The sequence below is a fragment of the Pseudomonas phenolilytica genome, assembly GCF_021432765.1.
Lineage (GTDB): Bacteria > Pseudomonadota > Gammaproteobacteria > Pseudomonadales > Pseudomonadaceae > Stutzerimonas > Stutzerimonas phenolilytica.
Genome location: NZ_CP058908.1, coordinates 2,843,985 through 2,858,688, shown reverse-complemented (window position 1 = coordinate 2,858,688; position 14,704 = coordinate 2,843,985). Strand labels below are relative to the sequence as shown.

14 protein-coding genes are annotated in these 14,704 nt (G+C 66.4%); 12 read left to right on the top strand and 2 right to left on the bottom strand.

The window, feature by feature from the left end; genetic code table 11:
- Positions 1 to 10: 10 nt before the first annotated feature.
- Both HU825_RS13765 and HU825_RS13760 read left to right on the top strand, forming a co-directional pair.
- Positions 11 to 457 (top strand): PAS domain-containing protein, encoded by a 447-nt coding sequence (locus HU825_RS13765; protein WP_234302252.1) that lies wholly within the window; start codon positions 11 to 13, stop codon positions 455 to 457.
- 145 nt (positions 458 to 602) lie between these two features.
- Complete coding sequence (locus tag HU825_RS13760) at positions 603 to 3,260, top strand: EAL domain-containing protein (RefSeq protein WP_234302251.1); 2,658 nt, start codon at positions 603 to 605, stop codon at positions 3,258 to 3,260.
- Positions 3,261 to 3,270: 10 nt separating this feature from the next.
- On the opposite strand, the gene hemH is transcribed toward HU825_RS13760, so the two are convergent.
- The gene (hemH, locus tag HU825_RS13755) at positions 3,271 to 4,296 is read right to left on the bottom strand and encodes a ferrochelatase (RefSeq protein ID WP_234302250.1); all 1,026 of its coding nucleotides are present in this window, start codon (positions 4,294 to 4,296) and stop codon (positions 3,271 to 3,273) included.
- A 60-nt stretch (positions 4,297 to 4,356) separates the two neighbouring features.
- Positions 4,357 to 5,283: a TIGR01777 family oxidoreductase gene (locus HU825_RS13750; protein ID WP_077683329.1), complete on the bottom strand. Its 927-nt coding sequence runs from the start codon at positions 5,281 to 5,283 to the stop codon at positions 4,357 to 4,359.
- 121 nt (positions 5,284 to 5,404) lie between these two features.
- Between HU825_RS13750 and HU825_RS13745 the strand changes: the two genes are divergently transcribed.
- From HU825_RS13745 to HU825_RS13700, 10 genes are all read left to right on the top strand, one after another.
- Positions 5,405 to 6,352, top strand: coding sequence for an NAD(P)/FAD-dependent oxidoreductase (locus tag HU825_RS13745; RefSeq protein WP_234302249.1), 948 nt, complete (start codon positions 5,405 to 5,407; stop codon positions 6,350 to 6,352).
- A complete protein-coding gene (locus tag HU825_RS13740; RefSeq protein WP_043298468.1) occupies positions 6,349 to 6,564 on the top strand; it encodes a TIGR02450 family Trp-rich protein in 216 nt (71 codons plus the stop codon). Before HU825_RS13745 ends, HU825_RS13740 begins: the two co-directional genes overlap by 4 nt.
- A gap of 133 nt (positions 6,565 to 6,697) precedes the next feature.
- Positions 6,698 to 7,657, top strand: coding sequence for a YbgA family protein (locus HU825_RS13735; RefSeq protein ID WP_043298466.1), 960 nt, complete (start codon positions 6,698 to 6,700; stop codon positions 7,655 to 7,657).
- 2 nt (positions 7,658 to 7,659) lie between these two features.
- Positions 7,660 to 8,595 carry a MerR family transcriptional regulator gene (locus HU825_RS13730; protein WP_234302248.1) on the top strand — a complete coding sequence of 312 codons (936 nt, stop codon included), beginning with the start codon at positions 7,660 to 7,662 and terminating at the stop codon, positions 8,593 to 8,595.
- Positions 8,592 to 10,022 (top strand): deoxyribodipyrimidine photo-lyase, encoded by a 1,431-nt coding sequence (gene phrB / locus HU825_RS13725; RefSeq protein ID WP_234302247.1) that lies wholly within the window; start codon positions 8,592 to 8,594, stop codon positions 10,020 to 10,022. Before HU825_RS13730 ends, phrB begins: the two co-directional genes overlap by 4 nt.
- Positions 10,019 to 10,447, top strand: a complete 429-nt coding sequence (locus tag HU825_RS13720) for a nuclear transport factor 2 family protein (RefSeq protein ID WP_234302246.1) — start codon at positions 10,019 to 10,021, stop codon at positions 10,445 to 10,447. The genes phrB and HU825_RS13720 overlap by 4 nt, the downstream gene beginning before the upstream one ends.
- A complete protein-coding gene (locus HU825_RS13715) occupies positions 10,444 to 11,208 on the top strand; it encodes an SDR family NAD(P)-dependent oxidoreductase (RefSeq protein ID WP_234302245.1) in 765 nt (254 codons plus the stop codon). The genes HU825_RS13720 and HU825_RS13715 overlap by 4 nt, the downstream gene beginning before the upstream one ends.
- A 7-nt stretch (positions 11,209 to 11,215) precedes the next feature.
- A complete protein-coding gene (locus HU825_RS13710; protein WP_234302244.1) occupies positions 11,216 to 12,463 on the top strand; it encodes an NAD(P)/FAD-dependent oxidoreductase in 1,248 nt (415 codons plus the stop codon).
- A complete protein-coding gene (locus HU825_RS13705) occupies positions 12,460 to 13,275 on the top strand; it encodes a DUF1365 domain-containing protein (protein WP_234302243.1) in 816 nt (271 codons plus the stop codon). The genes HU825_RS13710 and HU825_RS13705 overlap by 4 nt, the downstream gene beginning before the upstream one ends.
- Positions 13,262 to 14,536, top strand: coding sequence for an SAM-dependent methyltransferase (locus HU825_RS13700; RefSeq protein ID WP_234302242.1), 1,275 nt, complete (start codon positions 13,262 to 13,264; stop codon positions 14,534 to 14,536). Before HU825_RS13705 ends, HU825_RS13700 begins: the two co-directional genes overlap by 14 nt.
- Positions 14,537 to 14,704 lie beyond the last annotated feature (168 nt).

Here is a 14,704-nt window from a genome sequence, read left to right as displayed (position 1 = left end):
ATCCCGCGCCATGATCAATGCCAAGCTGTTGCAACTGGTAATCGAAGCCTCCAACGACGGAATCGTGGTTGCCGAGCAGGAAGGCGACGACAACATCCTGATCTACGCCAACCCGGCCTTCGAACGGCTCACGGGCTATGCCGTGGATGACATTCTCTACCGCGACTGTCGCTTCCTGCAGGGCGAAGATCGCGACCAGCCGGGCCTGCAGGCGATCCGTGAGGCGGTGAAGAGCAACCAGCCGTGCCGTCAGGTGATCCGCAACTACCGCAAGGACGGCTCGCCGTTCTGGAACGAGCTGTCGATCACGCCGGTATTCAACGAAGGCGACCAGCTGACCTACTTCATCGGCATCCAGAAGGATGTCACCGCCGAAGTCGATGCCTTGCAGCGGGTCGAGGAGCTGGAAGCGCGGGTGCGTCAGCTCGAAGCGCAACTGGCCGAGCGCAACGCCTGAGCGAACGCCTCGTGAGCGCGCCAAGATACCCGCAAACGCCCGGCTGACGCTGACTGCAAAGGTTGTCATGGACGTTTCATGGCATAATGGCACTCCGCCATTCCCTTCCTGCAGTCGGGCGCATTGCGCCCTTGGATGACGCTCGTTGATTACCAACGTCCTCGTAGAAAACACGGTCATTCTGTTCGCGTTGTGCTGGCCGCTCTCCTTCTACTCAAGCAGTTGGACGAGAAAAGACCGCCCCGTGGCGCAATGTGCAGCCGGTACCTGGTTCGGCATTGCCTGCATCATCGGCATGATGATCCCCAACGCCATTCAGGCCGGCCTGGTCTTCGATGCGCGCACCGTCGTGCTGAGCATGGCCGCCCTGTTCGGCGGGCCGCTGGTGGCCGGCATCGCCGGCGCGCTGGCCGCGGCCTATCGCATCTGGCTCGGCGGCATCGGGATGCTGACGGGCCTGGGCAACGTGCTGTTGCCCATCGTGCTCGGGCTCGCCTATCGCTACTGCCATCAGCGCGGCCTGGTGCGCATCGGTTGCTGGCAGCTGCTGGCATTCGGCCTGCTCCTGCATTTTGGGGTGCTGGGGCTGGTCGCGCTGCTGCTGCCGACCGCCGTGGTGCTGACGGCCTTTCGCGAAGTCGCCGCGACGCTGCTGGTGGCACTGCCGCTGGGCACGACGGCCCTCGGCCTGCTGATCAAGGACCTGATCAAACGCAACAACACCGAGCAGGCGCTCAAGATCAGCGAGGCGCGGCTGCGTGCCATCACCCAGGCACTGCCCGATCTGCTGTTGGTGATCGACGAGGACGGGCGCTACCTGGACATCATCTGCTCCGAACGCAGCCTGCTCTACGACGATCCCTCGCGCCTGATCGGTCGCCGCCTGCACGACGTCATGCCACCGGCAGAGGAGCAGCGCTTCCTCGATTTCATTCATGAAACGCTGCGCAGCGATACCCCGCAGCTGCTCGAATACACGATGCAGACGCTCGGCGGCCGGCGGGTTTTCGAGGGACGCGCCCTGGCGCTGGATATTCCCGACATGGAAAAGCGCGCGGTGGTCTGGCTCAGCCGCGACATCACCGAACGCACCAATGCCGAGCTGGAACAGCGCATCGCTGCGATCGCCTTCGAATCGCAACAGGGCATGCTCATCACCGACGCGGACAACCGCATCCTGCGGGTGAACAAGGCCTTCAGCCAGATCAGCGGTTTCACCAGCGAGGAAGCCATCGGCCAGACCACCCGCCTGCTGGCGTCCGGCAAGCACGACGCGGACTTCTACCGGGCGATGTGGGAAAGCATCGGCACGACCGGCACCTGGATCGGCGAGATATGGAACCGACGCAAGAACGGCGAGGTGTATCCCGAGTGGCTGACCATCAGTGCGGTGAAGGATGCGCAGGGCAAGATCAGCCACTACGTGGCGGCCTTCTCCGACATCACCGACCGCAAGCTCGCCGAACAGCGCATCCACCATCTGGCCTTCTATGACCCGCTGACCGGTCTGCCCAACCGCCGGCTGCTGCTCGATCGCCTGCAGCAGGTGATGGCATCCAGCCGGCGCACCGGCCAATTGGGCGCACTGATGTTCATCGACCTGGACAACTTCAAGAACATCAACGACCTGCACGGGCACCAGACCGGCGACGAGGTGCTGCGTCTGGCGGCTGGGCGGCTGTCGGCCAACATCCGCGCCAGCGATACCGTGGCGCGGCTCGGCGGCGACGAGTTCGTGGTGATGCTCGAAGGCCTGGCCAGCGATGCCGTACTGGCCGGCAGCCAGGCCGAGCATGTCGGCATGAAGCTGCTCAGCTCGCTGGATGGCGCCTATCGCCTGAACGAGCTGAACCTGCACAGCAGCGCCAGCATCGGCGTGGTGCTGTTCGGCGAGGACGACAGCACCAGCGACGAGCTGATGAAGCGCGCCGACATGTCGATGTACGAAGCCAAGCTGTCAGGCAAGAACGCCCTGCGCTTCTTCGACCCGCGCATGCAGCAGGCCGTGCAGGAGCGTCTGCGCCTGGAGGAAGAAATCCGCCGCGGCGTGCTGACGGGCGAATTCTTTCTCTATTTGCAGGCACAGGTAGAACAGACCAGGGGCCTGACCGGCGCCGAGGCGCTGGTGCGCTGGCGGCATCCGCAGCGAGGCCTGCTGTCGCCGGCGGAGTTCATCGTCCAGGCCGAGCGCGCAGGTCTCGTCCAGGAGCTGGATGTGCTGATGCTGCGACAGGCGTGCCTGCAGCTCGCGCAATGGTCCGGCCGCGCCGGATTCGACGAACTGACGCTGGCGGTCAACATCAGCGCGCACCTGGTGTATCAGGACGACTTCATCACCCTGCTGCTGCAGCTGCTGCAAGCCAGCGGCGCCAACCCCCAGCGACTCAAGCTGGAGCTCACCGAAACGCTGCTGCTGGACAACATGCCCGAGGCCATCGCGCGGATGAACCAGCTGAAGGCGCACGGCATCCGCTTCTCCATCGACGACTTCGGCACCGGCTATTCGTCCATGAGTTACCTGCAGCAGTTACCGCTGGATCAGCTGAAGATCGACCAGGCCTTCGTCCGCGGCCTGCCGGACGATGCCAGCAGCCAGACCATCGTGCGCGCCACCTGCGCACTGGCGGCCGGTCTGGGTCTTGAGGTCATCGCCGAAGGGGTGGAAAGCGAAGAACAGCGCACGGCGTTGCTCGCCAACGGCTGTCACCGCTATCAGGGCTATCTGTTCGGCAAGCCCATGCCGGTGGAAGAATTTGAACGACTGGTCGTCGCTCAGCCGCAGCGCGCCAGCGCCAGCGGCTGAGCGCGGCGATTCACAGTTCCTGCGGCGCCCGGCGGCACAGTGCGACCAGCGCCTGCACCCAATCCTCGTGGGTGTTCAGGCACGGCACCAGCAGCAGATCCTCGCCGCCGGCCTCGATGAATTGCTCGCGGCCGCGATCGCCGATTTCCTCCAGCGTTTCGATGCAGTCGGCAACGAACGCCGGACACATCACCAGCAGTTTCTTCACGCCGCGCTGGGCCAGTTCATCCAGACGCGTTTCGGTATAGGGTTCGATCCACTTGGCCCGGCCCAGCCGTGACTGGAACGACACTGACCACTGATCGTCACGCAATCCGGCACGCGCGGCGAAACCCGCAGCGGTGCGCATGCACTGCGCGCGATAGCAGCTGGCGAGCACCTCGCCCTCGGCGCGCTGGCAGCAATCGTCACCCTTGAGGCAGTGCGCTCCGGTCGGATCGCTCTTGTGCAGGTGGCGCTCGGGCAGGCCGTGGAAGCTCAGCAGCAGATGATCGAAGTCCTGTTGCAGAAAGGGCGCGGCACTGGCGGTCAGCGCATCGAGGTATTCGGGCTGATCGTAGAACGGCTGCAGGATCGACAGCTGCAATTGCAGCCCATGCGCGCGGATCACCCGCCGGGCCTCCTCGATGACCGTGGTCGTCGTGCTGTCGGCGAACTGCGGATAAAGCGGTGCCAGGGTGACCCGCTGGATGCCCTGCCCGGCCAGCTCGACCAACCGGGTTTCGATGGACGGCTCGCCGTAACGCATCGCCAGCTCGACCGGCCCCTGCGTCCAGTGCGGCCGCACCGCTTCCTGCAACTGCCGGCTCAGCACCACCAATGGCGAGCCCTCCGGCCACCAGATCGACGCATAGGCATGCGCCGACTGCTCCGGCCGTTTGATCAGGATCAGCGATACCAGCAGGCGCCGCAGCGGCCAGGGCAGGTCGATGACATACGGGTCCATGAGGAACTGGTTGAGATAGCGGCGCACATCGGCGACTTCGGTGGAGGCTGGCGAACCCAGGTTGACCAACAACAACGCCTGCTCTGTCATGCAACATTCCTGACTACGGTTTGGGGGGCGCGCCGCCATGCTGCACGCGGCGCGGTATTTTCACACATGGCGCAGGCGCTGGGAGCCGGGCTGCGTCAACAGATCAGCCAGCGCGGCATCGAGGCTGTCGAAGTGAAAGACGAAGCCCTCCGCCTGCGCCCGCGCCGGCAACGCCCGCTGGCCGCCGAGCAGCAGACCGGACAATTCGCCAAGGCTCAGCTTGAGCACCGCCGCCGGCACCGGCAGCAGCGCCGGACGATGCAACGCCCGGCCCAGGGCACGGGCAAAATCGGCGTTGCGCACCGGCTGTGGCGCGCAGGCATTGTAGGGGCCGCGCGCCTGTGGCTGATGCAGAAGAAAATCTATCAGGCCGATTTGGTCATCGATGTGAATCCAGGGCATCCACTGCCGGCCACTGCCGATGCGCCCACCCAGCCCCAGACGGAACGGCGGCAGCAGCCGCTGCAGGAATCCGCCATCGGCGGCCAGCACCAGACCGGTGCGCACCAGTACCACGCGAATACCGAGCGACTCGGCCTCGCGCGCGGTTTCTTCCCAGGCGCCGCAGAGCTGGCTGGCGAAGTCGCCCGTGACCACCTGGCTATCCTCGGTCAGCGTGTGCTCACCGCCATCGCCATACCAACCGACTGCGGAACCGGAGATCAGCACCTGCGGCTTGGGCTCGCGCTGCCCCAGCCAGGTCACCAGTTGTTCGGTCAGGCGCACCCGGCTTTGCCACAACAGTGCGCGGCGCGCCTTGGTCCAGGGTCGGTCGGCAATGGGCGCGCCGGCCAGGTTGACCACCGCATCCAGTGCCTGTGAATCGAGTTCGCGCAGCTCGCCGATACCGCGTACCTGTGGCCCGCACAGCTGCGCGACACGCTGCGGTGTACGGCTCCAGACCCAGAGATTGTGTCCCTGCGCGGTCCAGTGCCGACACAGTGCCCGACCGATCAAGCCGGTACCGCCAGTGAGCAGGATGTTCATGCGGGTCTCCTCGTAGCACGTGCGGATTGTTTGCTGATCTCAGCATACACCTGTACGCGATGATTTTATTGTATAAGTTTTTACGCTCGCGTAGCCTGCCCGACCCAACGGGAGGTGAACGATGTCCCAGAAGATCGCCATCATCGGAGCCGGCATGGCTGGCCTTTCGGCAGCCCATGCGCTGCGTCAGGCCGGCCTGCCTTTACAGCTGTTCGACAAGAGCCGTGGCAGCGGCGGCCGCATCTCCAGCAAGCGCAGCGAGATCGGCGCGCTGGACCTCGGCACGCCCGGATTCCTCGCGCACGACCCTGCGTTGCGTACGATGCTCGTTGAATGGACCTCCGCAGGTTCCTGTGCGAGCTGGGCTGCCGTCGACAACCCGCAACCATACTGGGTGGGCACGCCGCGCATGAGCGCGATCAGCCGTGGCTTGCTCGGCGACCTGCCGGCCGCCTTTTCCTGCCGGATCAGCGAGGTGTTTCGCGGCGAGCACCACTGGCAGCTGCTCGATACCGAGGGCGTTAGCCATGGGCCGTTCAGCCACGTCATCGTCGCGGTACCGGCTCCGCAGGCCGCAGCCCTGCTGAGCTCCGCGCCAGTGCTCGCCGCGCGCGCCGCCAGCGTCGTCATGGAGCCGGTGTGGGCGGTGGCGCTCGGTTTTGCCGAGGCGCTGCCATGTGTGCGCCACACCCTCCGGTTCGACGACGAAATCCTGCGCCAAGCAACGCACGACAGTGCCAAACCAGGCCGCGACAACCGGCTCGACAGCTGGGTGCTGCACGCGACTGCCGGCTGGACGCGCCAGCATCTGGATCTGCCGAAAGAAGCCGTTATCGACCACCTCGCCCACGCCTTCGCTGAGCGCTTGGGCCAGTGCTTGCCGCCAGCCGAGTTTGCCATCGCCCACCGCTGGCTGTACGCCTACCCGGCCCGGCGTAATGACTGGGGCGCATTGGCCGACTCGCAAGGAGGCCTGTTCGCCTGTGGCGACTGGTGCCTGGACGGCACGGTCGAAGGCGCCTGGCGCAGCGGAGCACGCGCCGCACAGTTGCTGCTGGCCAGCCTGTGAACCGCTTCAATCCAGCCAAGCTCAGGCTGTCCAAATGGACGGCCTGCGAGCCGCGCAACCGCGAAAAGCACTTCCTCGTCATCGATCTGCAGTACGACGACGCCGGCGTGCTGCAGCAGGTCGAACTGCAGGCGGTGTACAGCCTGCGCAGCGAATGGATCGACTGGCGCCAGCTGCGCGACGACCTGAGCTGGCGCATGGGCTGGCATTGAGCGCCGCCGGCCTGCGCCGAACCTATACACAGCTTGTAATTACTTATACAAGATCGCTTGACTTGTACAACTCAATATCTATGATGACCTCAGGTTGTACAGATCCACTGCTTGTACAAGACGAGGTCATCCCATGCTCAGCTCCGTCGCCACGCCCAAGATCGGCATCAGTGCCTGCTTGCTCGGTAATCCGGTGCGCTTCAACGGCGGCCACAAGCAATCGTCGCTGTGCAGCGACGTGCTGGCCCGGCATGTCGAGTTCGTCCCGCTGTGCCCGGAGGTCGCCATCGGCCTCGGTACACCGCGCGAACCGATCCGCCTGGTCGGCGAGCCGGATAATCCCCGGGCCCGCGGCACCGTGCGCAGCGAACTGGACGTCACCGACGCATTGGCCGCCTACGGCCGGCAAATGGCGACGCAGCTGGACGATATCAGCGGCTACATCCTCATGCAGAAGTCGCCGTCCTGCGGCATGGAGCGGGTCAAGGTCTATCGTGACAACGGCCACACAGTACCCGGCGGCGGCACCGGTATCTTCGCCCGCGCGCTGATGGAGGCGCGTCCCGACCTGCCGGTCGAGGAAGACGGCCGCCTGAACGACCCGGTGCTGCGCGAGAACTTCCTCACCCGCGTCTACGCCTATGCGCAATGGCAGCGTCTGGTGCAGACCGGCCTGACGCGCAAGGCCATCGTCGATTTCCACTCACGCTACAAATACCAGCTGATGGCTGCGCACCCGCAGCAGTACCGCGCGCTGGGGCGGATGGTGGCAAACCTGCGTGACTGCTCGGTGCAGGAGTTCGCGCCCGGCTATTTCAGCCAGTTCATGCAGGCGCTCAAGCGTCCGGCCACCCGCGGCACCCACAGCAATGTGTTGCAGCACCTGAGCGGCTATCTGAAGAACGCGCTTGCGCCGGAGGATCGCCGCGAGATGCGCCGGCTGATCGACCAGTACCGCGCCGGCATCGTCCCGCTGGTGGTGCCGCTGACGCTGCTCAAGCACCACTTCCGCCGCCACCCGCATCACTACATCGAGCGCCAGGCCTACCTGCAGCCGCACCCGGAAGACCTCAGCCTGCGTAACGGAATCTGATCATGAGCGATGCGTTCGACAACACTCCGGCCGACCTCGAGCCGGGCTGGCGGCCGATCCGCGACGTTGCCCGGCTGACCGGCGTGAACCCCGTGACGCTGCGCGCCTGGGAGCGTCGCTACGGGCTGATCGTGCCGCGCCGCACCGCCAAGGGCCACCGGCTCTATGACGACGGCCATGTCCAGCGCATCCGCGACATCCTCACCTGGCTCGACCGTGGCGTGGCCGTCAGCCAGATCAAACAGCTGCTGACTGCCGGCCGCGCGGCCGCTCCGGTCGAGCAGAACCTCTGGACCGATCTGCAGGACGAGCTACTCACGGCGGTCGAGCGGCTCAACGAACGGCAACTCGACGATGCCTTCAACCGCGCCTTGAGCATTTACCCGCCGCTCACGCTCTGCCAGCACCTGGTGTTGCCGCTGCAGGCGCGACTGAGCCAACGTTGGCACGGCCAGTTTGGCGCCGCGCTGGAGCGCGCGCTGTTCGATAGCTGGCTGCGCAGCAAACTGGCCACCCGCATCTATTTCAACAATCGCCAGCACGCCGGCGCCCCGCTGCTGCTGGCGACGCTCGGTGACGAGCCGTTCGATGCCGGCCTGTGGCTGACCGCCTGGCTGGTGTCCAGCAGCGGCTGCCCGGTGGAGCTGGTCGAATGGAAGGTACCGCTGGCCGAACTCAGCCTCGCCGTGGAACGCATCGCCCCACGCGTCCTGCTGCTGCACGCCGCGCACAGCCTGGATGCCGATTGCCTGCAGCGCCATCTGCCGCGGCTGCTGGCGCAGCATGCCGACGCGCTGTTGGTCGGCCCGGCCGTGCACATCCACGCCGAGTCGCTGAGCCAGCATGGCGCCCTGCGTCTGGCCGGCGATCCACTGGCGGCGCTGCACCAGCTGCAAGCAGACGGGCTCCTGCCTGACGCCACGGAGAACGACGCATGACCCAATTGATCTGGCTGCGCCGCGACCTGCGCGTGAGCGACAACACCGCCCTGAGCGCCGCCATGGCCGCAGGGCCGACCATCGCGCTGTTCCTGCTCACACCGGGACAATGGCGTATCCACGACGATGCGCCGTGCAAGGTGGACTTCTGGCTGCGCAACCTTGCCGAGCTGGCCACCGAGCTGCGCCGCCTCAACGTGCCGCTGCTGATTCGCCACGCCGATGACTGGCAAACCGTCCCCGACGCGTTACGGCAGGTATGCCACGAGCACGCGGTGCGCGCCGTGCATTTCAACGACGATTACGGCGTCGACGAGCAGCGCCGCGACCACACGGTGAGCGAAGCCTTGCATCGGGACGGCATCGTCACCCAGCGCTATCTCGACCGCCTGCTGTTCGCCCCGGGCACGCTGCTGACGCAAAGCGGCGGCTACTTCAAGGTGTTCGGCCAGTTCCGCAAGACCTGCCTGGCACGCCTGCACCTGTCGCTGCCGCCGTGCCTGCCGCCGCTCGCGCCGCAGGCGCCGCTGGCAATGACGGGCGATCCGCGGCCATCCGCCGTACCGGGCTTCGCCGCGCCGTCCAGCACGCTCCAGGCACGCTGGCCGGCTGGCGAAGCCCACGCTCACCAGCGTCTGACGAGCTTCATCGACGAGGCGCTGGATGACTACCAGCAGCGCCGCGACTTGCCCGCCGAAGCCGGCACCAGCCAGCTGTCGCCGTACCTCGCGGCCGGCGTGATCTCGATCCGCCAGTGCCTGCACGCCGCACTCGCCGGCAACCGGGGCGAACTGGACAGCGGCAGCAGCGGCGCCGTCACCTGGATCAATGAACTGCTCTGGCGCGAGTTCTACACGCACATCCTGGTCGGCTATCCGCGCGTCTCGATGCACCGCGCATTCCGCGCCGAAACCGAAGCGTTGCCGTGGCGCCACGCGCCCGATGACCTCGCCGCCTGGCAGGAAGGCCGTACCGGCTTTCCCATCGTCGACGCGGCCATGCGCCAGCTGCGCGAAACCGGCTGGATGCACAACCGCCTGCGCATGATCACGGCAATGTTTCTCAGCAAGAACCTGCTGATCGACTGGCGCGAAGGCGAGCGCTGGTTCATGCGCCAGCTGATCGACGGCGATCTGGCCGCCAACAACGGCGGCTGGCAGTGGAGCGCCTCCACCGGGACCGACGCGGTGCCCTACTTCCGCCTGTTCAACCCGATCAGCCAGTCGCAGCGCTTCGATCCCGAGGGCCGCTTCCTGCGGCACTGGCTGCCCGAGCTGCAAGGGCTCAGCCGCCGCGACATCCACAACCCGTCCGCGCTCGGCGGGCTGTTCGCACCGGCGAACTACCCGACGCCCATCGTCGATCTCGGTGAGAGTCGCGCGCGGGTACTGGCGGCGTTCCGCGATCTGCCGCAGGTGCAGCCATGAGCGACTTCCTGCACGATTTCGCCCGCCGTTTCGCCGGTCTCGATGCCGGGAACCTGCATCGTCTGGGCGAGCTGTACACCAGCGACGTGCACTTCACCGATCCGCTGCACGAAGTCATCGGTCTCGACGCGCTGCAGGACTACTTCGCCGCGCTGTACGCCAATGTAGAGCAGTTGGACTTCGAGTTCATCGGTTTCGACCCCGTGCGCGACGGCGAAGGCTATCTGCGCTGGGTGATGAGCTACCGCCATCCCAGCCTCAAGCGCGGCCGCCTGATCAGCCTCGAAGGCTGCTCGCTGCTGCGTTGGAATGCCGAGGGCAAGGTGGAGCGGCACCGCGACTTCTTCGATGCCGGCGCCCTGCTCTACGAGCACGTGCCGCTGCTCGGTCCGGCGATCCGCTGGCTGCAGCGGAGGCTGGCATGACCGCCATGCGGCGTATCTGGCTGACTGGCGCCAGCAGTGGCATCGGTCATGAACTGGCGCGTCTGCTGCTGGCGCAGGGGCATCGGCTGGCGCTGTCGGCGCGCAGCAGCGAGCCGCTGCATGCCCTTGCCCGGCAGTACCCCGAGCAGGTGCTGGTGCTGCCGGGCGACCTGACCGACGCGACGCCGGTGCGCACCATCGCCGCCGAAATCGGCGCGCACTGGGGCGCGCTGGACAGCGTGATCCTCAATGCCGGCACCTGCGAGTACATCGACGTGCGGCATTTCGAGGCCGATCTGCTCGAGCGCGTGCTGCGCGCCAACCTGATCGCACCCGGCTACTGCATCGAGGCAGCGCTGCCGTTGCTGCGCCGCGGTGAGCGCCCCCTGCTGGTGGGCGTCGGCAGTTCGGTGACCTGGTTGCCACTGCCGCGCGCCGGCGCCTATGGCGCATCCAAGGCCGGCCTGCGCTACCTGCTCGAATCGTTGCGCCTGGACCTGGCCGCCGAGCGCATCGACGTCACGCTGGTCAGCCCGGGCTTCGTCGACACGCCGCTGACCCGTCGCAACGATTTCCCCATGCCGCTGCGCTGGCCTGCGGAGAAGGCCGCGCGCTACATCGCCGACCGGCTGGAGCATCGGCCGCTGCACATCCAGTTCCCCGCGCCGTTCATTGCCGGACTGCGCCTGCTGTCCCTCCTGCCCGCACGCCTGCAGTACGCCCTGGGCCAGCGCATGGCGCGCACGGACCATCACGGATAAGACCATCATGAAGATCGCCATCATCGGCAGCGGCATCGCTGGCCTGACCTGTGCCCACCTGCTCAATCGCCAGCACGACATCAGCGTGTTCGAGGCCGCCAGCTGGATCGGCGGCCATACGCATACCGTGGACGTGCGCCTGGAAGGCCAGGACTACGCGGTGGACACCGGCTTCATCGTCTTCAACGACTGGACCTACCCCAACTTCATCCGCCTGCTGGACCAGCTCGGCGTGGCCTACAAGCCGACCGAAATGAGTTTTTCGGTATGCGATCCCCGGCGTGACCTGGAGTACAACGGCCACGATCTCGATACGCTGTTCGCCCAGCGTAGCAACCTGCTTTCGCCGCCCTTCTGGGGCATGCTCCGTGACATCCTGCGCTTCAACCGCGAAGCGCTGGACGACTACCAGAGCGGTCGCATCGGCGCGCACGTCTCCCTCGGCGATTACCTGCGCCTGGGGCGCTACAGCCAGCGCTTCATCGACCATTACATCGTGCCGATGGGGGCGGCGATCTGGTCGATGTCGCTGAGCGACATGCTCGAATTCCCGCTGCAGTTCTTCGTGCGTTTCTTCAAGAACCACGGCCTGCTGTCGGTCAGCCGGCGCCCGCAGTGGTACGTGGTCGAGGGCGGCTCGAGCGCCTACATCGAACCGCTGACGCGCGCATTCAGTGAGCGCATTCGCCTCAACTGCCCGGTGGATTCGGTGCAGCGCGATGCGCAGGGCGTGACGATCCACACCTGGACCGGCGCCGAGCGCTTCGACAAGGTGGTATTTGCCTGCCACAGCGACCAGGCCCTGCGTCTGCTCAGCGCGCCGACGGCGACCGAGCATGCCGTGCTCGGTGCGCTGCGCTACGCCGACAACGACGTGGTGCTGCACACCGACACCCGCCTGCTGCCACGCCGCAAGCGCGCCTGGGCGAGCTGGAACTACCGGCTCGGCGGCCCGAGCGAGCAGCCGGCCGCGGTGACCTACAACATGAACATCCTGCAGGGCATCGAGGCGCCGGAAACCTTCTGCGTCAGCCTTAACCAGACCGCCGCCATCGACCCGGAGCAGGTGCTCGCGCGTTTCACCTATGCCCACCCGCAATTCAGCCTCGACGGCATCGCCGCACAGGCGCGTGCCGACGAGCTGCTCGGTGCGCAGCACAGCTATTACTGCGGCGCGTACTGGGGCAACGGTTTCCACGAAGACGGCGTGGTCAGCGCGTTGCGCGTGGCGGCGGCCTTCGGTGAAGCGTTATGAGCGGCGCCATCGTCTACAGCGCGCTGTACCACGGCTGGGTGCAGCACCGCCGCTTCGCCCCGCGCGCGCATGCCTTTCACTACCGCATGGGCCTGCTCTATCTGGACCTTGCCGAGCAGGACGCGGTGCTCGGGCTGTCCGCGCTGTGCGGCCGCGGTCGTTTCGCTGCGTTCGCCTTCCGCGAAACCGACTACCTGCCGGAGTTCACCCGGCGCGGCATGCCGCTGGCCGATGCGGTGCGCCAACGTGTCAGCGAGGCGCTGGGGCGCGCGATCAACGGGCCGGTACGCCTGCTGACCCAGCCGCGCAGCTGGGGCCTGAGTTTCAATCCGGTGAGCTTCTTCTACTGCTTCGACGAGCAGCAGCAGCTGGCGGCGATCCTCTGCGAAGTCAGCAACACGCCCTGGCGCGAGCGCTATCACTATGTGCTGCCGGCCAGCGGCAATGCCAACCTGCGCTGCAACGTGGCGAAGACCTTTCACGTGTCGCCGTTCCTGCCCGGCAACCTCGAATACCGCATGCGCTTCAACCCACCGGGTGAGGCCATCGGCGTACACATGGAGGACTGGCAGGACGAGCACAAGCTGTTCGACGCCACCCTCGGCCTCAAGCGCGAGGCACTCTCGCGCGCCGCCGTGCATCGCTACCTGCTGCGCTTCCCGTGGATGACCGGCAAGACGCTGCTCGCCATCTACTGGCAGGCGCTGCGGCTGGCGATCAAGCGCACCCCGTTCTTTGCCCACCACCCCACCACCGGCCGTTATGCCGTGGCCACCGTCGCGGCCAAGGAGTCTCGCCATGAAAAGCTCTAGCCTGAGCGTCAAAGCCACACCGGCGACCGCCCTGGGACTGGCCGGCGGTCTGCTGCGTCGCAGCGTGCTGCGCCAGCTGGCGCAGTTGCGTCACGGCCAGTTGAACGTGTTCGAGGGTGACGATTGCCTGATTTTCGGCGCCGGAAGCGGCATCCATGCCGAAATCCACGTGCATGACGGCGCCGCCTGGGGCCTGATCGCCAGCAATGGCTCCATCGGCGCCGGCGAAGCCTATATCCATGGTTACTGGAGCAGCCCGGACCTGACCGCCGTGGTCCGTCTGTTCGTCGCCAACCTCGAGGTGCTCGATGGCCTGGAAGGCGGCCTGGCACTGCTCGGTCGTCCGCTGCTCAAGGGCCTGCACTGGCTCAACCGCAACAACCGCGCCGGCTCGCAGCGCAACATTGCGGCGCACTACGATCTGGGCAACGCGCTGTTCGAGCGTTTTCTCGACCCGACCATGATGTATTCCGCCGCGCTGTTCGAGCACGCCGACGACAGCCTGGAGCAGGCCCAGCTGAACAAGCTGGAGCGCATCTGCGACAAGCTCGAACTCAAGCCAACCGATCATCTGCTGGAGATCGGAACCGGCTGGGGCAGCATGGCGCTGTACGCCGCCATCAACTATGGCTGCCGGGTGACCACCACCACGCTGTCGCGCGAGCAGTTCGCCTACACCCAGGCGCGCATCGAGAAGGAAGGCCTGCAGGAGCGCGTCACCCTGCTGCTCAGGGACTACCGCGACCTCGACGGCCAGTACGACAAGCTGGTGTCCATCGAGATGATCGAGGCCGTCGGCCACGGCTTCCTGCCGACCTACTTCCGTCAGTGCGCGCGCCTGCTCAAGCCCGACGGGCTGATGCTGCTGCAGGCCATCACCATCCGCGACCAGCGCTACGAGCGGGCGCGGCGCAGCGTCGACTTCATCCAACGCTACATCTTTCCCGGTGGCGCGCTGCCCTCGGTACAGCGGATGACCGAGCTGGTCGGCCGCGAAACCGACATGAACCTGCTGCACCTGGAAGACATCGGCTGGCACTACGCGCGCACCCTGCGCCTGTGGCACGAGAACTTCCGCCGCGCGCGCAGCGAGCTGGAAACGCTGGGCTACGACGAGCAGTTCTACCGGCTCTGGGAGTTCTACCTCTGCTACTGCGAGGGCGGCTTCCTCGAACGCAGCATCGGCACAGCGCAATTGCTGCTGGCCAAGCCGCAGGCGCGCCCGGCAAGCCGACAGCCGGAAAGCGCAACACCGCGCTGAGCCACGTTTCCCGACCGTCGCCCCGCACCTGCGCAGCCGAGCCGTCACCATCGCCCCAAAGCGGGGAATGCGTGCACCGCGCCGCACCCTTCTGGTTCAACGCGCTGCCGGCGTGCAATCTCGCCGGCCACTCCTCCGCCCGCGCAGCGAAGTGGCCGCGCACCCCGC